Source organism: Leclercia sp. 29361, from assembly GCF_011290365.1.
Lineage (GTDB): Bacteria > Pseudomonadota > Gammaproteobacteria > Enterobacterales > Enterobacteriaceae > Enterobacter > Enterobacter tamurae.
In genome coordinates this window covers 1,989,884-2,008,626 of record NZ_CP049786.1, presented here as the reverse complement: position 1 = coordinate 2,008,626, position 18,743 = coordinate 1,989,884, and the positions used below count along the sequence as shown (strand labels likewise).

At 54.9% G+C, this 18,743-nt stretch carries 20 protein-coding genes; 10 read left to right on the top strand and 10 right to left on the bottom strand.

Annotation, left to right across the window (positions count from 1 at the left end; genetic code table 11):
* A complete protein-coding gene (gene thrS / locus G7090_RS09545; RefSeq protein WP_166182231.1) occupies positions 1–1,929 on the bottom strand; it encodes a threonine--tRNA ligase in 1,929 nt (642 codons plus the stop codon).
* Positions 1,930–2,162: 233 nt separating this feature from the next.
* On the opposite strand from thrS, the gene yncL reads away from it, so the two are divergent.
* Positions 2,163–2,348, top strand: coding sequence for a stress response membrane protein YncL (yncL, locus tag G7090_RS23925; RefSeq protein ID WP_312078419.1), 186 nt, complete (start codon positions 2,163–2,165; stop codon positions 2,346–2,348).
* Positions 2,349–2,448: 100 nt separating this feature from the next.
* The gene (gene yniD, locus G7090_RS23740) at positions 2,449–2,556 is read left to right on the top strand and encodes a small membrane protein YniD (protein ID WP_242685365.1); all 108 of its coding nucleotides are present in this window, start codon (positions 2,449–2,451) and stop codon (positions 2,554–2,556) included.
* Between the two features lie 185 nt (positions 2,557–2,741).
* Here yniD and G7090_RS09535 read toward each other — a convergent pair whose 3' ends face one another.
* Positions 2,742–2,975, bottom strand: a complete 234-nt coding sequence (locus G7090_RS09535; protein ID WP_106993632.1) for a hypothetical protein — start codon at positions 2,973–2,975, stop codon at positions 2,742–2,744.
* Positions 2,976–3,230: 255 nt separating this feature from the next.
* On the bottom strand, positions 3,231–3,989 hold the full coding sequence (locus G7090_RS09530) for a YdiY family protein (RefSeq protein WP_106993631.1): 759 nt from the start codon (positions 3,987–3,989) through the stop codon (positions 3,231–3,233).
* A 293-nt stretch (positions 3,990–4,282) separates the two neighbouring features.
* Here G7090_RS09530 and pfkB point away from each other — a divergent pair, with 293 nt between their 5' ends.
* From pfkB to G7090_RS09515, 3 genes are all read left to right on the top strand, one after another.
* Positions 4,283–5,215 carry a 6-phosphofructokinase II gene (gene pfkB / locus G7090_RS09525; RefSeq protein WP_106993630.1) on the top strand — a complete coding sequence of 311 codons (933 nt, stop codon included), beginning with the start codon at positions 4,283–4,285 and terminating at the stop codon, positions 5,213–5,215.
* Between the two features lie 89 nt (positions 5,216–5,304).
* Complete coding sequence (gene ghoS, locus G7090_RS09520) at positions 5,305–5,595, top strand: type V toxin-antitoxin system endoribonuclease antitoxin GhoS (RefSeq protein WP_106993629.1); 291 nt, start codon at positions 5,305–5,307, stop codon at positions 5,593–5,595.
* Positions 5,596–5,700: 105 nt separating this feature from the next.
* Complete coding sequence (locus G7090_RS09515) at positions 5,701–6,561, top strand: fructosamine kinase family protein (RefSeq protein ID WP_166182230.1); 861 nt, start codon at positions 5,701–5,703, stop codon at positions 6,559–6,561.
* Positions 6,562–6,600: 39 nt separating this feature from the next.
* On the opposite strand, the gene G7090_RS09510 is transcribed toward G7090_RS09515, so the two are convergent.
* Complete coding sequence (locus tag G7090_RS09510) at positions 6,601–7,137, bottom strand: YniB family protein (RefSeq protein WP_166182229.1); 537 nt, start codon at positions 7,135–7,137, stop codon at positions 6,601–6,603.
* A gap of 145 nt (positions 7,138–7,282) precedes the next feature.
* Between G7090_RS09510 and hxpB the strand changes: the two genes are divergently transcribed.
* The 4 genes from hxpB (at position 7,283) to G7090_RS09490 (ending at position 11,065) form a co-directional block, all read left to right on the top strand.
* Positions 7,283–7,951 (top strand): hexitol phosphatase HxpB, encoded by a 669-nt coding sequence (gene hxpB / locus G7090_RS09505; RefSeq protein ID WP_166182228.1) that lies wholly within the window; start codon positions 7,283–7,285, stop codon positions 7,949–7,951.
* 147 nt (positions 7,952–8,098) lie between these two features.
* Complete coding sequence (gene kduD, locus G7090_RS09500; protein WP_166182227.1) at positions 8,099–8,860, top strand: 2-dehydro-3-deoxy-D-gluconate 5-dehydrogenase KduD; 762 nt, start codon at positions 8,099–8,101, stop codon at positions 8,858–8,860.
* A 92-nt stretch (positions 8,861–8,952) separates the two neighbouring features.
* Positions 8,953–9,543 (top strand): metal-dependent hydrolase, encoded by a 591-nt coding sequence (locus G7090_RS09495; RefSeq protein WP_106993625.1) that lies wholly within the window; start codon positions 8,953–8,955, stop codon positions 9,541–9,543.
* 130 nt (positions 9,544–9,673) lie between these two features.
* A complete protein-coding gene (locus G7090_RS09490; RefSeq protein ID WP_166182226.1) occupies positions 9,674–11,065 on the top strand; it encodes an L-cystine transporter in 1,392 nt (463 codons plus the stop codon).
* Between the two features lie 58 nt (positions 11,066–11,123).
* Here the strand turns inward: G7090_RS09490 and cedA are convergent, their stop codons facing one another.
* Positions 11,124–11,378 carry a cell division activator CedA gene (cedA, locus tag G7090_RS09485; protein WP_256367596.1) on the bottom strand — a complete coding sequence of 85 codons (255 nt, stop codon included), beginning with the start codon at positions 11,376–11,378 and terminating at the stop codon, positions 11,124–11,126.
* A 197-nt stretch (positions 11,379–11,575) separates the two neighbouring features.
* On the opposite strand from cedA, the gene katE reads away from it, so the two are divergent.
* Positions 11,576–13,834: a catalase HPII gene (gene katE / locus G7090_RS09480; protein WP_106993622.1), complete on the top strand. Its 2,259-nt coding sequence runs from the start codon at positions 11,576–11,578 to the stop codon at positions 13,832–13,834.
* Between the two features lie 72 nt (positions 13,835–13,906).
* On the opposite strand, the gene chbG is transcribed toward katE, so the two are convergent.
* The 5 genes from chbG to chbC form a co-directional block, all read right to left on the bottom strand.
* A complete protein-coding gene (chbG, locus tag G7090_RS09475; protein ID WP_166182225.1) occupies positions 13,907–14,665 on the bottom strand; it encodes a chitin disaccharide deacetylase in 759 nt (252 codons plus the stop codon).
* A gap of 11 nt (positions 14,666–14,676) precedes the next feature.
* Positions 14,677–16,032 (bottom strand): 6-phospho-beta-glucosidase, encoded by a 1,356-nt coding sequence (locus G7090_RS09470; RefSeq protein ID WP_106993620.1) that lies wholly within the window; start codon positions 16,030–16,032, stop codon positions 14,677–14,679.
* Positions 16,033–16,134: 102 nt separating this feature from the next.
* Positions 16,135–16,953 carry a transcriptional regulator ChbR gene (chbR, locus tag G7090_RS09465; protein ID WP_166182224.1) on the bottom strand — a complete coding sequence of 273 codons (819 nt, stop codon included), beginning with the start codon at positions 16,951–16,953 and terminating at the stop codon, positions 16,135–16,137.
* A 28-nt stretch (positions 16,954–16,981) separates the two neighbouring features.
* Positions 16,982–17,335, bottom strand: coding sequence for a PTS N,N'-diacetylchitobiose transporter subunit IIA (chbA, locus tag G7090_RS09460; RefSeq protein ID WP_166182223.1), 354 nt, complete (start codon positions 17,333–17,335; stop codon positions 16,982–16,984).
* Between the two features lie 46 nt (positions 17,336–17,381).
* Positions 17,382–18,740 carry a PTS N,N'-diacetylchitobiose transporter subunit IIC gene (gene chbC / locus G7090_RS09455; RefSeq protein WP_106993617.1) on the bottom strand — a complete coding sequence of 453 codons (1,359 nt, stop codon included), beginning with the start codon at positions 18,738–18,740 and terminating at the stop codon, positions 17,382–17,384.
* Positions 18,741–18,743: the final 3 nt, after the last annotated feature.

The following is an 18,743-nucleotide window of genomic DNA, read 5'->3' as shown; positions in this document are numbered from 1 at the left end:
TTATTCCTCCAGTTGTTGAAGACTGCGGCTGCGAATCTCTTGTTGCAGCTTCTCAATCACTTCATTTACGTCCAGGCTGCCCAGGTCTTTACCACGGCGGGTGCGAACGGCAACTTTGCCTGCTTCCACCTCTTTATCACCACAGACCAACATATACGGGACACGACGTAAAGTGTGCTCGCGGATTTTAAAGCCAATCTTCTCATTTCTCAAGTCTGCTTTTACGCGAATGCCCGCATTTTGTAGTTTCTGCGTCAATTCTTTAACGTAATCAGCCTGAGAATCAGTAATGTTCATCACTACCACCTGCACTGGCGCAAGCCAGGTTGGGAAGAAGCCCGCGAACTCTTCGGTCAGGATGCCGATGAAGCGCTCCAGTGAACCGAGGATAGCACGGTGAATCATTACCGGCACCTGACGCTCGTTATCTTCGCCAACATAAGAGGCGCTTAAACGCTGCGGCAGGGAGAAGTCCAGCTGTACAGTACCGCACTGCCATGCACGATCGAGACAGTCATACAGGGTAAATTCAATTTTCGGACCGTAGAATGCGCCCTCGCCCAGCTGGTATTCGAACGGGATACCGTTCTCTTCCAGCGCCACGGCGAGATCCGCCTCAGCACGATCCCAGGTCTCATCGCTACCGATACGTTTTTCCGGACGCGTTGAGAGTTTGACCACGATCTTCTCGAAGCCAAAGGTGCTATACATATCGTAGACCATACGAATACAGGCGTTAACTTCATCACGTACCTGATCCTCAGTACAGAAGATATGAGCATCATCTTGCGTAAAGCCACGAACACGCATCAGACCATGCAGTGCGCCTGATGGTTCATTACGGTGGCAGCTACCGAACTCTGCCATACGCAGCGGCAGATCGCGATAGGATTTCAGACCCTGGTTAAAGATCTGAACGTGCCCCGGGCAGTTCATTGGCTTGATGCAGTATTCACGGTTCTCAGAGGAGGTGGTGAACATCGCATCTTTGTAGTTGTCCCAGTGGCCGGTTTTTTCCCACAGCACACGGTCCATCATGAACGGGCCTTTCACTTCCTGATACTGGTACGCTTTCAGCTTGGAACGCACGAAAGTTTCCAGTTCGCGGAAGATAGTCCAGCCATCGTTGTGCCAGAAGACCATACCTGGCGCCTCTTCCTGCATGTGATACAGGTCGAGCTGTTTACCGATTTTACGGTGGTCACGCTTCGCCGCTTCTTCCAGGCGCTGCAGGTACGCGTTCAGGGCTTTTTTGTCAGCCCAGGCGGTACCGTAGATACGCTGCAACATTTTGTTGTTGCTGTCGCCACGCCAGTAAGCGCCCGCGGTTTTCATCAGTTTGAAGTGATGGCAGAAGCGCATGTTCGGCACGTGCGGTCCACGGCACATGTCGATGTATTCTTCGTGATGATACAAGCCAGGCTTGTCATCATGAGCAATGTTCTCGTCAAGAATAGTGACTTTGTAGTTTTCGCCACGCTTCACGAAGGTTTCACGCGCTTCGTGCCAGCTGACAGTCTTCTTGATGACGTCGTAGTTGCTCTCAGCCAGCTCGTGCATACGCTTTTCGAGGGCTTCGATATCTTCCTGGGTCAGCGTGTGGTCAAGGTCAACGTCATAGTAGAAACCGTTGTCGATAACCGGGCCGATAGCCATTTTGGTGTTAGGCCACAGCTGCTTGATCGCATGACCGAGCAGGTGAGCGCACGAGTGACGAACGATCTCCAGACCTTCTTCGTCTTTCGCGGTGATGATCGACAGCTTCGCATCGTTTTCAATTAAATCGGAAGCATCAACCAGCGCACCGTCTACGCGGCCAGCAATAGTGGCTTTCGCCAGACCCGGGCCGATATCCAGCGCAACATCCATTGGGCTGACGGCGCGGTCGAAATGGCGTTGGCTGCCATCAGGAAGAGTAATTACAGGCATTTTATGTCCTTATTTGCAGTGATGCCCCACACATAAGAGCATATGCAAAGAAAATAATCTTTAATTTACAGTGAATTGCAAAGCCATCTGACCAACAATCGTCAAATTGGCCCGCAATCATGCACAGGATCGAAATCAGAAAAATGGCAATTTACGATCAGCCTGTTGATGGTAACACTAACGCCAGGGTGAAAACACCCTTACGGGCAGATTGAACGCGTTAGTACTTTTGCATGAGTTTAACGTTGAAATTCAAACAGCTTCTCGCAATACCGGGGGGCTGGGCTATTCTTGAACAGGTCCTTCAACACGCTATGGGGCATATTATGAACGTATCCAGCAGAACAGTCGTTATCCTGAACATTCTTTCTGCCACCGCATTACTCGTGATTCTGGCAGATAAGTTTCACTGGTTTTGAAGCTCATAGTTGCAAGCGCCTGACGCTTTGACATCCCGGCGAAGCGCAATTATTTTTGCTCTTTGGTAAACTACCGCCACCAAAGAACAAGGATGATTTGATGCCGACAAAACGCTTTTCAAAAAAATACTGGAAGATGGTGATTGTGTTAATCACCCTTTGTGCTGCCCTGCTGTTATTCCGTTGGGCAGCCATGCTTTGGGGTTAATCTCATCTTCCCTCTTCTGTAAGTTAACGTTGTTACGCTTTTTTGCGTAATCCCAACGAATATAAACTTACGTTTTAATTATCTTTACACAAAATACAGAAATAAAAAAACCGGTACATCAGAATCCGGTTTTTTTTAGCGGTAATAACAGCCAGCAAATGAATTTATCGTGTTTGACGAATCAATCAGGACCATTCACCGGCAACCAGTTTATGCACGTCGAACGCGTCATCCATGGATTGCCCGGTAGATTGCGAGCCCGGGGCGATGTTCGATCCGGCTTCTACATCAGAGGCTTTCGTGATGCCAATTTGTGTAGACGTGTCACTGGCAGAGTTATATGCAGAATCAGCGGCAAATGCGCCGAACGACAGTGCAGAAAGCACTATTGCTGCAGAAGCAGTTGTGATTTTATTCATGATGTTTTTCTCTTACTGAATTAATACAGACCAACTTAGAGCAATATCTAACTTATCCTCATAGTTTAGATCTGGATCACACTTTTGCATAGTCAAAATATTTATCAATTCGTGTCAAATAAACTGAATGTTAACAAAGCGGGGAATTATGGAGAAAATATGGAGATATCGGCTGCGGCTATATTTTAAAACACTGTTTATTATTTATCAGCACAAAAATTAAAAACGGGCCAATATATTATTGGCCCGCTGCGATTACATTTTGTAACCCAGAGAGACGGTAGTTCTGCGATCGGTATGTTCCGGTGCAGAGGCTGGTGGCTCAGAGTTCCAGGTCACATTGTAGGCAACCTTCAGCCCGAAATGGGCGTTAATCGCCACGTTCAGCGCAGTCTCAGAGTTGACGGTAGTGTCGTCAGCGCCAAAGACAGAGACGCCCTGGGTAAATTTGGCGTTATCGGTCATCTGCCAGGCATAGGTCCCGGACGCATAGCCCAGCGGCTGGGTTTCGGTGTCGCCGTCAGTATATTCGTCGTAACGTACACCCGGACCAAATTCAAAGCGGAAGCTGTGTACCGGACCGTTCAGGAACTGACGACCATAACCGGCCGTTGCTACATCACGCTGGCGATAGCCGTTGTAGCGGTCGGTCAACCAGCTTGCCTGGCCGAAGAGGTAGTCAACGTCAGTCATGTTGTAACGGCTACGCCCACCCACCGCATATTTCTCGGAAGAGCGCTCATCGTTAGATGAGGTATTGCTGGCGTTACCCCACAGCGACCAGGCGGTGCTGGTGCCGTACCAGGTCATAGTGGTGTCAGCGGTCAGGGAGGAGCTTTTGGTATTGCCTGATTGCGCCAGATAACCTGCGTTCAGGTTGCCTTCAAAAGGTTTCTGTGCAGTGGAGGGATCGTCCATGACAGTAAAAACGGAATCATCGGCTGTTGCATGCATTGACGCAAACAGGCCTCCCGCTACCATCATTGCAGCGGGTACTGTCTTTAAAAGCTTCATTTATAAAGAGTCCGTACAACAAAAAAAGAGACCATTACGGTCCCGGAAACTTTCTTGCGGATCAATGCCATGAGATCCAACGAAAGGTAACAAATTATAAAAAGGCTCAAATAACATAGCAATGATTTCTTGTTTCATTTTTGGAATAAGAACGATCTTAAACCAGCCGGTTATTTATAAATAAACGTCAGGGTACGTAACGATATTCATATTTAAAATCATATTGTTATTTACTTTCCCTTCCGCGGGTTAGGTGCCAGGCTTAAGGCTATCCTCATTCAAAGGAGATCAGCATGGATCGTATCTTTACGTTGACGCTCTCCCCTTCTCTGGACAGCGCAACCCTGACGGCACAACTCTATCCTGAAGGTAAACTCCGCTGCAGCGCGCCGGTATTTGAACCCGGCGGCGGTGGGATTAACGTGGCGCGCGCCATTGTGCACCTGGGCGGAAAAGCCACTGCCATTTTTCCCGCGGGCGGCGCCACAGGTGAGCATCTGGTCTCGCTTCTGGCTGATGAACAGGTCGCCGTGGACACGATTGAGTCCCACGACTGGACCCGGCAAAACCTGCACGTGCATGTTGAATCCACCCACGAGCAGTACCGTTTTGTGATGCCCGGTGCGACGCTGAGCGATGATGAGTTTCGCCAGCTGGAAGAGAAAGTGCTGGCCATCGAGAGCGGCGCGCTGCTGGTGATCAGCGGCAGTCTGCCTCCCGGGGTCAAAACCGAACGGCTGACGCAGTTGATCCGCGCTGCGCAACAGAACGGCATCCGCTGCATCGTTGACAGCTCCGGGGAGGCCCTCAGCGCCGCGCTGACCCTCGGTAATATCGAGCTGGTGAAACCCAATCAGAAAGAGCTGAGCGCGCTGGTCAATCGCGATCTCAGCCAGCCGGATGACGTGCGCCGCGCCGCTGAAGAGCTGGTGAAAAGCGGCAAAGCCCGGCGAGTCGTGGTGTCGCTCGGCCCACAAGGTGCGCTGGCCGTGGATGAGACCGGTTCAGTGCAGGTTGTACCGCCGCCGATGAAAAGCCAGAGCACCGTCGGCGCGGGTGACAGCATGGTGGGGGCCATGACCCTGAAGCTGGCGCAGGGTGCCTCCTTACGGGAGATGACCCAATACGGCGTGGCGGCAGGCAGCGCGGCGACCATCAATCACGGTACCCGGCTCTGTTCCCTGGATGACACACAGAAAATATTCACTTATCTGACCAATGCGTAATCATGGCCCTCCCGGTGACCCGGCGAGGGCGACAAATGGCATGAATCGTCTATGCTAAAAAAACTTTCGTGATAACAACGAGGTGAATTATGAGCAGTGGAGAGATCGCTCGCTACGTGGTAACCGTCAAAATTCATGAAGACTCGCTGACAGAACTCAATGAAATCAACAACCATCTTACCCGCGGCGGTTTTTTACTGACCATGACCGACGAGGATGGCACGCTGCACGAGCTGGGGACCCATACCTACGGACTGATTAGCGCGTTGAGTGAAGACGAGGTAAAAGCGCTGACCACGGGTCTGGTAGAGAGCGCCACCGGTAAAGCGCCCCAGGTTGAGGTGACGAGCTGGGAAAACTGGCACCAGCAGCAACAATAAATGCCATAGGGTCAACCAAACGGCCCAGATGTGCGTTAGTTCGTGTTTTTTGACCATAGTTTCACGCTAACTTTATGATCTGGCAGACAACATGGGAGAGCTATCATGTGGCAGGCTATCAGTCATCTTTTAAGTGAACAACTGGGCGAAGGTGAAATTGAACTGCGTAACGAGCTGCCAGGGGGCGAGATCCACGCCGCATGGCATCTTCGCTATGCAGGACGCGACCTCTTCGTAAAATGTGATGAACGCGAGCTGTTACCCATCTTCACCGCGGAAGCTGACCAGCTGGAACTGCTCTCCCGCAGCAAAACCGTCTCCATACCCCAGGTCTGGGCCGTCGGCAGCGATCGCGACTACAGTTTTCTGGTGATGGACTACCTCCCTGCCCGTCCTCTCGATGCGCACAACGCCTTCATTCTGGGGCAACAGATTGCCCGCCTGCATCAGTGGAGCGAGCAGCCGCAGTTCGGTCTCGATTTTGACAATGACCTCTCCACCACGCCGCAACCTAACGCCTGGCAACGACGCTGGGCGACCTTCTTTGCTGAACAACGGATCGGCTGGCAGCTGGAGCTGGCGGCAGAAAAAGGGCTGGAGTTCGGCAACATCGATGCCATTGTCGATCATATTCAGCAGCGTCTGGCCTCGCACCAGCCGCAGCCATCGCTGCTGCACGGCGATTTATGGTCCGATAACTGCGCGCTGGGCCCGAACGGTCCTTATATCTTCGATCCGGCCTGCTACTGGGGAGACAGGGAGTGCGACCTGGCTATGCTGCCGCTGCATCCTGAGCAACCGCCGCAGATTTACGACGGCTATCAGTCGATCTCGCCGTTACCGGCCGGTTTTCTGCAAAGACAGCCGGTGTATCAGCTCTATACCCTGATGAACCGCGCCATTCTGTTTGGCGGCGAGCATCTGGTGACTGCGCAGAGGGCGCTCGAGCGGGTGTTGGCAGCGTAACGCACAGACTGCCGGGCAGCACTGCCCGGCAACGAATGCTTATATCAGCCCGAGGAGGGAGAACAGGAAGTACCCGGCGACGATCATCAGCACCGGCAGCACATAGAGTGTGAAAATTTGCAGGAATATGGTGTGATTCGGTACCACGATACGCGATTCGATCTGCTCGCGGCTTAACCCCTCTTCTCCTTTCGCGTTCTCCAGAATCAGCTGTGCCTCCAGTCCTTCGCGAATCATACGGGTTTGTCGACGCATCCGCGCCCCTGAAGCCTGCAGCGCCAGGGCAATAAAGATCAGGGCAAAAATAATCCAGAACGCGATATTCATCCCCTGCCGGAAATCGGGCGTCGGAGAGTTGTACCAGAAGAAATTCAGAAATGGCGTGTTAAAGCGCATCATCTCGATCATGACGTGGGCAAAATCCAGCATCACGGCATTGATCCCGGCCTGCTTTTCGCTGTGGTCATAGATAAATTTCAGGACGGAAATAATGGTTGAGATCACTGCCGGGATAAAAATTATCCATCCGGCGATGATCTTCAGTATCGCTACACGTCCAGCTTGTTGATATGTCATCGGTTCCTCATTTTTAAAATACATCCTTTGAGGCTAAGTCTACCTGCTGGATGTCATTTTCGCCCGTTCTTTGCAGGCGATATGGTAAATTGCCAGGGTTAGGTAGCCTTTACCTCTGATCAACACCCACGAAAGGAGAAGTTGCATGTCGACGCCGCGTCAAATTCTTGCAGCCATTTTTGATATGGATGGATTACTGATTGATTCCGAGCCGCTCTGGGATCGTGCTGAACTGGATGTGATGGCCAGCCTGGGCGTGGATATCACCCGCCGTCACGAACTGCCGGACACCCTCGGCCTGCGCATCGATATGGTGGTTGAACTCTGGTACGCCCACCAGCCGTGGGTGGGACCAGGCCGTGACGAGGTAACCGACCGCATTATCAACCGGGCCCTGACGCTGGTGGAAGAGAACCGCCCGCTGCTGAAAGGGGCACGTGAAGCTGTGGCCCTGTGCAAAGCGCAAGGGCTGAAGGTGGGTCTCGCCTCCGCTTCGCCGCTGCATATGCTGGAAAAAGTGCTGATTATGTTTGATCTGCACGACAGCTTTGATGCGCTGGCCTCGGCAGAAAAACTGCCTTACAGCAAGCCGCATCCGCAGGTGTATATGGACTGCGCCGCGAAGCTGGGCATCGATCCAACCTGCTGCGTGGCGCTGGAAGACTCCGTTAACGGCATGATTGCCAGCAAAGCGGCGCGGATGCGCGCTATCGTCGTCCCCGCTGAAGAGAACCAGCATGATGCCCGTTACGCGCTGGCGGACGTCAAACTGGACTCACTGCAGGCGCTCACCGCCGCCCATCTGCGCGGATAGTTAGCGACCGCGGGTAACGCCCTGTTGCCCGCAAATATGATCCATCTAATATTTTTAAAACATCATTTCATTTCCATTTGATATTCCATTCTGCTGCTTCTATGCTTATCTCAGAACAACTATACCCCCCTACTTTCTGAGGTCTGTATGATACTGGATGCCTTTAATCTTTCAGGAAAAGTTGCCATCGTTACCGGCTGTGATACCGGCCTCGGCCAGGGCATGGCGCTGGGTCTGGCTCAGGCAGGCTGCGACATTGTGAGCGTTAATCGCCGTGTCCCGGAAGAGACCGCCGCAGGCGTGAAGGCCCTGGGGCGTCGGTTTTTGGCCATTCAGGCCGATCTCAGCAAGCAGGATGGCATTGACGATATTGTCGGGCAGACGGTCGCCGGGATGGGACGGGTCGATATTCTGGTTAATAACGCCGGCACCATCCGTCGGGAAGATGCTCTCTCCTTCAGTGAGAAGGACTGGGATGATGTGATGAACCTCAACCTGAAATCGGTCTTTTTCCTCTCCCAGGCGGTGGCCCGCCAGTTCATCGCTCAGGGGCAAGGGGGCAAAATTATTAATATCGCCTCCATGCTGTCGTTCCAGGGTGGGATCCGCGTTCCTTCCTATACCGCGTCAAAAAGTGGCGTGCTGGGGATCACCCGTCTGCTGGCTAACGAGTGGGCGCAACATGGCATTAACGTCAACGCCATCGCACCGGGCTATATGGCAACCAACAACACCCAGCAGTTACGCGACGACGAGCAGCGCAGCAAAGCGATCCTCGATCGCATTCCGGCAGGTCGTTGGGGTAAGCCGGAAGACTTACAGGGCCCGGCGGTGTTTCTGGCTTCGTCAGCCTCGGACTATATCAACGGCTATACCATCGCCGTGGATGGTGGCTGGCTCGCCCGTTAACAGGTTTGTGACAAAGAGTTACACCGTCACCGCTTCCGTCTACTGTATAAAAACCCTATACTGGATGCATCGACAGTTTAGTGGGTTTTATCATGACGGCGGAAGGTCATCTGCTCTTTTCTCTCGCCTGCGCAGTGTTTGCCAAAAACGCTGAGCTTACACCTGTGCTGGCGCAGGGTGACTGGTGGCATATCGTGCCATCGGCAGTGTTGACCTGCCTGTTACCTGATATCGATCACCCCAAGTCGCTGCTTGGCCAGCGGCTGAAGTGGATCTCCAAACCCATTGCCCGCGCCTGCGGCCATCGCGGCTTTACCCATAGCCTGCTGGCGGTATTTGGCGTTCTCACCCTGTTCTATTTAAAAGTCCCGGATAGCTGGCTGATCCCGGCGGATGCCATTCAGGGGATGGTGCTGGGTTATCTGAGCCATATTCTGGCGGACATGCTGACGCCGGCGGGCGTTCCCCTGCTGTGGCCCTGCCGCTGGCGTTTCCGTCTGCCAATCCTCAGACCGCAAAAAGGTAACCAGCTGGAGCGCGTCCTGTGCATGGCTCTCTTCGCCTGGGCGGTGTGGATGCCACAGACGGTGCCGGAAAACGGGGCCGTGCGCTGGTCGTCGCACATGATCAATTCCCTGCAGTTTCAGTTCAACCGCTTTATTCATCATCAAAGTGAACAGTAACTGGCCAAATTTAGCCGTTTTTGCATAACCCATTCCATTTGGATATAAGCGACCAGATCACACTTCTGATAATCTTGCGCCAATAAGGTCGGACCTAATACCGATCTGCAATTTAATCAGGAGAACGGGGATGAACTTTCCATTAATCGCGAACATCGTGGTGTTCGTCGGCTTACTGCTGTTGCTGGCGCAGTCGCGTCACAAACAGTGGAGCCTGGCAAAAAAAGTACTGGTCGGTCTGGTGATGGGTGTGGTCTTTGGCCTCGCGCTGCAGGCCATTTACGGTGCCAGCAGCCCGGTGCTGAAAGAGTCTATCCAGTGGTTTAACGTGGTGGGTAACGGCTACGTCCAGCTGCTGCAGATGATTGTTATGCCGCTGGTGTTTGCCTCTATTCTGAGCGCAGTAGCCCGTCTGCATAACGCTTCCCAGCTGGGTAAAATCAGCGTTCTGACCATCGGCACGCTGCTGTTTACCACTTTGATCTCTGCCCTGGTGGGTGTGCTGGTCACCAACCTGTTTGGCCTGAGCGCAGAAGGTCTGGTGCAGGGCACCGCGGAAACCGCGCGCCTGACCGCCATCGAGACCAACTATGCGGGTAAAGTTGCGGATCTCTCCGTACCGCAAATGCTGCTCTCCTTTATCCCGAAAAACCCGTTTGCCGATCTGACCGGGGCCAACCCGACGTCAATCATCAGCGTGGTGATTTTCGCTGCCTTCCTCGGCGTGGCGGCACTGAAGCTGCTGAAAGATGACGCCCCGAAAGGCCAGCGCGTGCTGGCCGCCATCGACACCCTGCAGAGCTGGGTGATGAAGCTGGTGCGTCTGGTGATGCAGCTGACCCCATACGGCGTTCTGGCGCTGATGACCAAAGTGGTGGCAGGTTCTAACCTGCAGGACATCATCAAGCTGGGCAGCTTCGTGGTCGCTTCATACCTCGGTCTGGGCATCATGTTTGTGGTCCACGGCATTCTGCTCGGCGTGAACGGCGTCAGCCCGCTGAAATACTTCCGTAAAGTATGGCCGGTACTGACCTTCGCCTTTACCAGCCGCTCCAGCGCGGCATCTATTCCACTGAACGTGGAAGCGCAGACCCGTCGTCTGGGCGTGCCGGAATCGATCGCCAGCTTCTCCGCCTCCTTTGGCGCGACTATCGGTCAGAACGGTTGTGCCGGTCTTTATCCGGCGATGCTGGCGGTGATGGTAGCGCCAACGGTGGGCATTAACCCGCTGGATCCGGTCTGGATTGCGACCCTGGTCGGGATTGTGACCGTGAGCTCTGCTGGTGTGGCCGGTGTGGGCGGCGGCGCGACCTTCGCTGCGCTGATCGTACTGCCTGCGCTGGGTCTGCCGGTAACGCTGGTGGCACTGCTGATCTCCGTTGAACCGCTGATCGACATGGGCCGAACCGCGCTGAACGTCAGCGGCTCCATGACCGCCGGTACGCTCACCAGCCAGTGGCTGAAGCAGACCGACAAAGCGGTACTGGACAGCGATGAACATGCAGAGCTGGCGCACCGTTAAGCACCTCCCCTGCTAAAAAAAACCGCCTTCAGCAATGAAGGCGGTTTTTTATTGTCTGTTAATCCTCAACGTCTTCTTCCTGGCGGACCTGCGTCGCCCAGCGTTGAGCCGACTCGGGCACGGTAAACGTCGGTGAGCGGCGAAAACGCTCGCCAATCAGCACAAAGGCCACATATTTGCCGCGTAATAACCAGACGTCACGAAAGCCATCCATTTTGCTGGCATGTTCTGGCGGCGCGGGTTCAACGCGGGGCTGGTAACTGATAACAGGACGATTTTGTTGGCGAAGAGGTTTCATAAGCAGCGGGTTCACTAAAGCAAACTCTAAAATCAGTAAATTCCTATGATAGCCGATTGCCCCTCCTGCGTCGCGCCCCATGTGCCATCTCAGCGTAAGCGGTAGCCAGGGATCGGGTTATCACCCGGTGCTCGCCCTGTAATGTTCTATAGTTATTGAGTTTTAACGCAAATATGACCGCGTTTCGGTAATAAAAACAGGAGACGAGTGCAATGTCGCAAAATGATAAGACTCACCACCCACAGCAATCCCCGGTCCATGACGAAAATGAAGCCAAACCCGGACTGGACTCGCTGGCCCCCGACGATGGTTCCCACCTCGCCAGCCCGGTTCCTACCCCGCCAGGCCAGGAGCCAACCGCGCCCGGCAGCCTGAAAGCCCCGCATACCGGCAATGAAAAGCTGAACGCGCTGGAGGCGGTACGCAAGGGCGGCGAAAACTTCCCGCTCACCACCAACCAGGGTGTGCGCATTGCTGACGATCAGAACTCGCTGCGCGCCGGCACGCGCGGCCCGACCCTGCTGGAAGATTTCATCCTGCGGGAGAAGATCACCCATTTCGACCATGAGCGCATCCCGGAGCGTATTGTCCACGCTCGCGGTTCAGCCGCGCATGGCTATTTTCAGCCTTACAAAAACCTGAGTGATATCACCAAAGCCGCCTTCCTTTCTGACCCGGATAAAATCACCCCAGTGTTTGTCCGCTTCTCCACGGTGCAGGGCGGCGCCGGCTCTGCCGACACCGTGCGCGACATCCGCGGGTTCGCCACCAAGTTCTATACCGAAGAGGGGATTTTTGACCTGGTAGGCAACAATACGCCGATCTTCTTCATTCAGGATGCCCACAAGTTCCCCGATTTTGTCCATGCGGTTAAGCCGGAGCCTCACTGGGCGATCCCCCAGGGCCAGAGCGCGCATGATACTTTCTGGGATTACGTCTCGCTGCAGCCTGAAACCCTGCATAACGTAATGTGGGCGATGTCCGACCGCGGCATTCCCCGCAGCTACCGCACCATGGAAGGCTTTGGCATCCATACCTTCCGCTTGATCAATGCCGAAGGCAAAGCCACCTTCGTGCGCTTCCACTGGAAACCGGTGGCCGGCAAAGCCTCACTGGTGTGGGATGAAGCGCAGAAGCTCACCGGGCGCGATCCGGACTTCCATCGTCGCGATCTCTGGGAGTCCATCGAAGCCGGCGACTTCCCGGAATATGAGCTCGGTTTCCAGCTGATCCCGGAAGAGGACGAATTCAAATTTGATTTTGACCTTCTCGACCCGACCAAACTGATCCCCGAAGAGCTGGTGCCGGTGCAGCTGGTGGGCAAAATGGTGCTCAACCGTAACCCGGATAACTTCTTTGCCGAGAACGAACAGGCCGCCTTCCATCCAGGGCACATCGTCCCGGGGATGGACTTCACCAACGACCCGCTGCTGCAGGGGCGTCTGTTCTCCTACACCGACACGCAGATCAGCCGTCTCGGCGGGCCGAACTTCCACGAGATCCCGATCAACAAGCCAACCTGCCCGTACCATAACTTCCAGCGCGACGGGATGCACCGGATGGAGATCGACACCAACCCGGCCAACTACGAGCCGAACTCGATCAACGACAACTGGCCGCGCGAGACCCCGCCGGGGCCAAAACGCGGTGGTTTTGAGTCGTATCAGGAGCGCGTGGAAGGGACCAAAATCCGCGAGCGCAGCCCCTCTTTCGCCGAGTATTACGCCCATCCGCGCCTGTTCTGGCAGAGCCAGACGCCTGTTGAGCAGGAGCATATTATTGGTGCCTTCAGCTTTGAGCTGAGCAAAGTGGTGCGTACCTATATCCGCGAGCGAGTGGTCGATCAGCTGGCACGCATTGATATCACTCTCGCCCAGGGCGTGGCAGACAATCTGGGGCTCACCCTCACCGACGAGCAACGCAATCTGGCGCCACCGCAGGATGTCTGCGGCCTGAAAAAGGATCCGTCCCTGAGCCTGTATGCCGTGCCCGGTGGTGATATCAAAGGCCGGGTCGTGGCGGTATTGCTCAACGATAACCCGCGAGCCAGCGACGTGCTGGCGGTGCTGCAGGCGCTGAAGGCCAAAGGGGTACACGCGAAGCTGCTCTACTCCCGGATGGGTGAAGTGACCGCCGATGATGGCTCGGTGCTGCCGGTGGCGGCGACCTTTGCCGGATCGCCGTCATTGACCGTCGATGCGGTGGTGGTGCCCTGCGGTGATATCCAGAGTCTGCTGACCAATGGCGATGCTGCCTATTATCTGCTGGAAGCCTATAAGCACCTCAAGCCGATCGCACTGGCAGGTGATGCCCGTCAGTTCAAACCGCTGTTGAAGGTGGCGGATCAGGGCGAGGAAGGCATTATCGAAGGCGATACCGCGGCAGGCGCGTTTATGGACGAGCTGGTCGTGCAGATGGCGGCGCACCGGGTCTGGTCGCGTCGCAGTAAAATCGCCAGCATTCCGGCGTAAAAAAAGCCGGGTGGCGCCGTGCCACCCGGCAGTATCCTGGGCCGGGTAGGCGAAACCGCCACCCGGCACTTCTCACAGATCCCTGAACGTCCCCAGACGATACCCGCGCTCGGCAATCGCATATTTCAGCGACGTCGAGGTGAGCACATCCAGCTCCGTCAGACGCGGCCAGCAATAGGCGCTTTTACGGATAGTGTTATCAATGAAAGCCGGGTGCGCCATCACCTCCAGGGAGCGTTCGCCCTGCTGCACGGAATGATCCAGCACGCTCAGGAACAACTCCTCACCGATCTCCTCGCCATAAAACGCGCTGCTGAAACCGTCAGTGGTTGGCGGCAGCTCAGCACTCTGTTCCCCGAGCCCCTCGACCTGACGATCCACCCGCAGCGCCACCCCTTTGCGGCGGGCAAACTCGGCCACCACCGGGAAGATGACCGGGATCATATGCACATGGTGATGGCTGTCGATATGGGTCGGCTCGCGGCCAAAGAGATCGACGAAGCGGTTGAACTGACAGTCCAGCTCGCGGGCAATCTCCTCCAGCGGCAACGTCCCCTGCCCGGCCATCTCCCAGATCCATTTCCCCAGCAGCCCCTCCCGCGTCAGCCCAGGCATCGGCGTCAGCGGCATGCCGAGAGTCAACACGAAGTGCATCCCGACACCCAGTTCCGGCAGATCCCGGCTGAGCGCGGCGGCGTGCTCAATGGCATCGCCGTTGACCATCGCGGTAGTCGAGGTCACCACGCCGTGTCGACAGGCTTCCACGATGCCGTAGTTCTGCCCTTTTGAGAGGCCATAATCATCGGCGTTGACGATCAGCAGATATTCCATTGGGCCCCCTCTCAGTGCTGCTCGCTTTTGAGTTTATCGATAGCGGCGGCAAAATTCGGCAGCCATTTCTCATGGGCCAGAATCAGGTCGCGCGCCAGCTTCTCGGCATCGCGATCGGACTGCACCAGCGGGCTCAGGTTCAGGGCCAGCAGCACGTCGTTCAGCTCGCCGCTGAGTGCCGCCTGGCTTGCCGCTACTTCAAAGCCCTTGATGGTGTGGATCAGCCCCATCACCTTGTCATCGAAATGGGTCAGACGCGGATGCGGCTTCGCGCCCTCACGGCCGAGGATGCAGGTCATCTCTACCGCCCAGTCGGCCGGGATATTATCAATGTGGCCATGGTGCGGCACGTTGACGTAGTGCTCCGCCTGCTTGTCGTTGTAAATGGCGTTGATCACTTCGCAGGCGGCGTCGGAGTAGTAAGCCCCGCCACGCTGCTCCAGCTCTTTCGGCTTCACGTTCAGCTCCGGATCCTTGTAGAGATCGAAGAGCTGTTTTTCCACCTTCTGCACCACCTGCGCCCGGGCGCCGCCTTTGTAGTACTCGCCCATCTCAATGGCCAGCATCTCTTTCAGCTTGAAGTAGTAGAGCAGATAGGAGCACGGCAGCAGATTGAGCGAGCGGATCAGCCCTTCGCTGAACGGCAGGTCGAAGATATTCTTCACCGAGCTGGCTTTCAGAGTGCCGGATGCCACGCCGTCCAGCAGCTCGGCAAAGCGTGACTCGCCGTTGACCAGCACATCTTTGATGAAGACCATGTGGTTCAGGCCGAACAGGTCGATGGAGAGTTCATCGTTGTCGGTCAACGCCAGCACATCGCGGATAAACATCTTCATGCCGATCGGAATATTGCACACCCCGATAAAGCGTTTGAAATCGGTGTGGCGGTAGACCGCCTCGGTCACCATCCCGGCCGGGTTGGTAAAGTTGATCACCCACGCCTGAGGGCAGATCTCCTGCACGTCTTTAATGATGTCGAACACTACCGGAATGGTACGCAGCCCTTTGAACAGGCCGCCAGCGCCGTTAGTCTCCTGCCCCAGATAGCCGTAGCTCAGCGGAATGCGCTCATCCAGCTCGCGGGCCTTCAGCTGGCCGACGCGCAGCTGAGTGGTGACGAAATCGGCGTCTTTCAGCGCCTGGCGACGATCGAGGGTTTTATGCACGGTCATCGGTACGCCCGCTTTTTTCACCATCCGCTGACAGAGGTCGAAAATAATGTCGAGCTTCTCCTGGCCTTCAGCCACATCCACCAGCCACAGTTCGCTGACCGGCAGTTCATGATAACGCTTGAGGAACCCTTCCAGTAATTCCGGGGTATAGCTGCTTCCGCCGCCGATGGTCACTACTTTCAGTTTCTTTTGCATAATATTCTCCCTGGGAGATCGACCATTTGAGTATAGCGATCCCGTCCCACTTATTTGGGCAAGTATTGAAGTCGATATTTCCGGCGGCAATTCCGCCGGACGTTAATTAATAACCGTGATATTTTTCCGGTAGCTGTTAGGTGTAAATGAGGTCAATTTCTTAAAGGTCTTAATAAACAGGCTCGGACTGCTGTAACCGGATTCGTAAGCAATATCCGTCACCGAATAGTTGGTGATCTCCAGCTGTTTTCTGGCGAAATTGATCCGTATTTCATTAATAATTTGCACCGGCGTTTTCTGATAATAACGCTGGGTCGCCCGGGTCAGGTACTCTTGCGATTTACCCGACAGCGCCACCATATTCTCCAGCGCGTTTTCACCAAAGCGCAGTTTATCGTGCATCATTTCAACGGTAGTGCGCAGCCATTGCGGAATATCGTCCGTCACCTGCTGCTCTTCACGATAGTGGCGTAAGCGGTTGACGACGTAGAAGGTCACCGTTTCGATGAATTCATCAAATTCATTGTCACGAAAGTTAAGCGAGGCAATCACGGTGTCGATCCAGTTCAGGAATTCACTTTTGACGTGATAGACCTGCGAGGCGACAAAGCAGAACGGCAGCAGCGGCGCGTAGTGGGTGTCGAAGAAGCGTTTACTGATACCCACGTTGAGAATGCGCGTGGCACCGAAGTCGTAAAAGCTCTGATGGTGCGATCCCATCGGGATGAAGACGAAGTCCCCGCGTTCCAGCAGCACCCGCTTGCCGTTGATCTCCTGGAAATAGCGGCCGGTCAGCACAATGGTGAACTCATAGTAGTCATGCTGATGCAGACCGCTGATGCTCTCCACCTTGTTGTAGATAAACACATGAAAATTTTTACCATTGAACAGCTGTTGTTCCCGGGCGGTAGTGATTTCCATGGCGCTGACCTCCTGCTATCAGTCTGACTTACTGCATTTTCTCGTGAAGTTCGATGAGTTCCGCCACCAGCTCACGGGCCAGCATGGAGGTCATCAGATGGTCCTGGGCGTGTACCAGCACCAGGCTCACCTTCATCTTACCTTCACCCTGATCGCTTTCGATCAGTTTTGTTTGCACCAGGTGCGCTTCGTTCAGTGCGGTGCGCGACTGGGCCATCATCTCTTGCGCACTGTCGAAATCGCCCTGCTTGGCTTTTTTCAGGGCCCCATACGCCAGACTACGGGCCTGTCCTGAGTTGATGATAAGCCCCATCACCACTTCTTCAAGGTCGTTCTCTGCAACCTCTTCTGCTTGTGCAACAACATTCTCTAAATCAAACATCTCGGTTTCTCCTGTACTGACGCGGGTTGCCCCGCGTCATACGACATCAGAATTTCAGTGCGAGGGCGATCTCTTCTTCGCTCTCTTCTTCATCGATAGTGGTCTGGGCCTTGTTGGCGATGGCAACGAACGGCATGTAGAGCAGGGTTGCCACCCCAAGGTTAAATATCGCCAGCAGGAAGGCCGCTACGCTGCCGTTGGTGTTGAAGAAGGCACCCAGGCCAGCGGGCATGGTCCACGGCGCGATGTTGGTCACCGGCGGGATGATCCCCAGGTAGTAGGCGGTCAGGGTAATAGCGGCCAGCAATGGCTGCACCAGGATGAACGGAATGAACATCACCGGGTTCATGATAATCGGCAGACCGAAGAGGATAGGCTCGTTAATCTGGAAGATGCCTGATGGCAGCGCCAGCTTCGCCACCTGACGGTGATCCGCACGACGGGAGGTGATAAACACCGCGATGATCAGACCCAGCGTCGCCCCGGTACCGCCCAGGAAGATATAGGAGTCGAGCATCGGTTTGGCCCACACGTGGAAGGTTTTACCGGCCGCCAGCGCCGCGTCAACGGAGCCGTACTGCTGATAAAGTGCCACGTTTTCCAGCGCCCACGGGGTCATGATGCCGCTGTCCAGCGCCGCCAGCGCCAGCGAGCCGTGCACACCGAAGAACCACAGCAGAGAGGTGAAAATCACGTAAGCCCAGCCCACGACGCCACCCATGGAGGCCAGCGGTGTAGAGATGGTGTCCATGATGATCTGGTGGAAGTTGGTGCCCCAGTGAGAGAGCGCCCAGGCGAGGGTCCCCATGATGGAGAGGATAATGAAGCCTGGGATCAGCGCCGAGAAGGAGCGGGACACTGATTCTGGCACGCTGTCAGGTAAACGAATCACCCAGTTGCGACGAATAATAAAAGTAAACATCTCCGCCACGACCAGGCCGATCACGATACCGGAGATGATGTTTGCCCCGCCCAGCCAGTTGGCCCCAACCGCGTAGGCTTCACCGACGCTGTAAGGGGTCACGGTCATAAAGGCCGCGACAGATAATAAACCGGCGGCCAGCGAGTCGACTTTACGCTCTTCCGCCAGCGCCATCCCAATAAAGAAAGGTGCCATCAGCGACATGATACCCAGCGTACCGTTGTACACATTGCCGCCGATGGCCTTGAAACCATTTAACGTTTCAATAGTTGAGGGATCTAAACGCACACCTAATGAATAGAAGAAGGAACCATCACCGAAGCTAAGAAAAACGTTATTAATTAAAACGAACATGGCCCCGGCCAGGGTTAACGGCATTACCTTAATAAAGCCGTTTTTAATGGCGTTGACATGCGGTTGCTTTCCTATTTTAACTGCAAAAGGAAGGAGTACCTTTTCAAGCGCAGCAATAAATCTACTCATAGA

Excerpts from the sequence above, each read along its gene's own strand:
- thrS (WP_166182231.1), bottom strand. The coding sequence starts at position 1,929 with ATGCCTGTAATTACTCTTCCTGATGGCAGCCAACGCCATTTCGACCGC.
- yncL (WP_312078419.1), top strand. The coding sequence starts at position 2,163 with ATGAGTTTAACGTTGAAATTCAAACAGCTTCTCGCAATACCGGGGGGC.
- yniD (WP_242685365.1), top strand. The coding sequence starts at position 2,449 with ATGCCGACAAAACGCTTTTCAAAAAAATACTGGAAGATGGTGATTGTG.
- G7090_RS09535 (WP_106993632.1), bottom strand. The coding sequence starts at position 2,975 with ATGAATAAAATCACAACTGCTTCTGCAGCAATAGTGCTTTCTGCACTG.
- G7090_RS09530 (WP_106993631.1), bottom strand. The coding sequence starts at position 3,989 with ATGAAGCTTTTAAAGACAGTACCCGCTGCAATGATGGTAGCGGGAGGC.
- pfkB (WP_106993630.1), top strand. The coding sequence starts at position 4,283 with ATGGATCGTATCTTTACGTTGACGCTCTCCCCTTCTCTGGACAGCGCA.
- ghoS (WP_106993629.1), top strand. The coding sequence starts at position 5,305 with ATGAGCAGTGGAGAGATCGCTCGCTACGTGGTAACCGTCAAAATTCAT.
- G7090_RS09515 (WP_166182230.1), top strand. The coding sequence starts at position 5,701 with ATGTGGCAGGCTATCAGTCATCTTTTAAGTGAACAACTGGGCGAAGGT.
- G7090_RS09510 (WP_166182229.1), bottom strand. The coding sequence starts at position 7,137 with ATGACATATCAACAAGCTGGACGTGTAGCGATACTGAAGATCATCGCC.
- hxpB (WP_166182228.1), top strand. The coding sequence starts at position 7,283 with ATGTCGACGCCGCGTCAAATTCTTGCAGCCATTTTTGATATGGATGGA.
- kduD (WP_166182227.1), top strand. The coding sequence starts at position 8,099 with ATGATACTGGATGCCTTTAATCTTTCAGGAAAAGTTGCCATCGTTACC.
- G7090_RS09495 (WP_106993625.1), top strand. The coding sequence starts at position 8,953 with ATGACGGCGGAAGGTCATCTGCTCTTTTCTCTCGCCTGCGCAGTGTTT.
- G7090_RS09490 (WP_166182226.1), top strand. The coding sequence starts at position 9,674 with ATGAACTTTCCATTAATCGCGAACATCGTGGTGTTCGTCGGCTTACTG.
- katE (WP_106993622.1), top strand. The coding sequence starts at position 11,576 with ATGTCGCAAAATGATAAGACTCACCACCCACAGCAATCCCCGGTCCAT.
- chbG (WP_166182225.1), bottom strand. The coding sequence starts at position 14,665 with ATGGAATATCTGCTGATCGTCAACGCCGATGATTATGGCCTCTCAAAA.
- G7090_RS09470 (WP_106993620.1), bottom strand. The coding sequence starts at position 16,032 with ATGCAAAAGAAACTGAAAGTAGTGACCATCGGCGGCGGAAGCAGCTAT.
- chbR (WP_166182224.1), bottom strand. The coding sequence starts at position 16,953 with ATGGAAATCACTACCGCCCGGGAACAACAGCTGTTCAATGGTAAAAAT.
- chbA (WP_166182223.1), bottom strand. The coding sequence starts at position 17,335 with ATGTTTGATTTAGAGAATGTTGTTGCACAAGCAGAAGAGGTTGCAGAG.
- chbC (WP_106993617.1), bottom strand. The coding sequence starts at position 18,740 with ATGAGTAGATTTATTGCTGCGCTTGAAAAGGTACTCCTTCCTTTTGCA.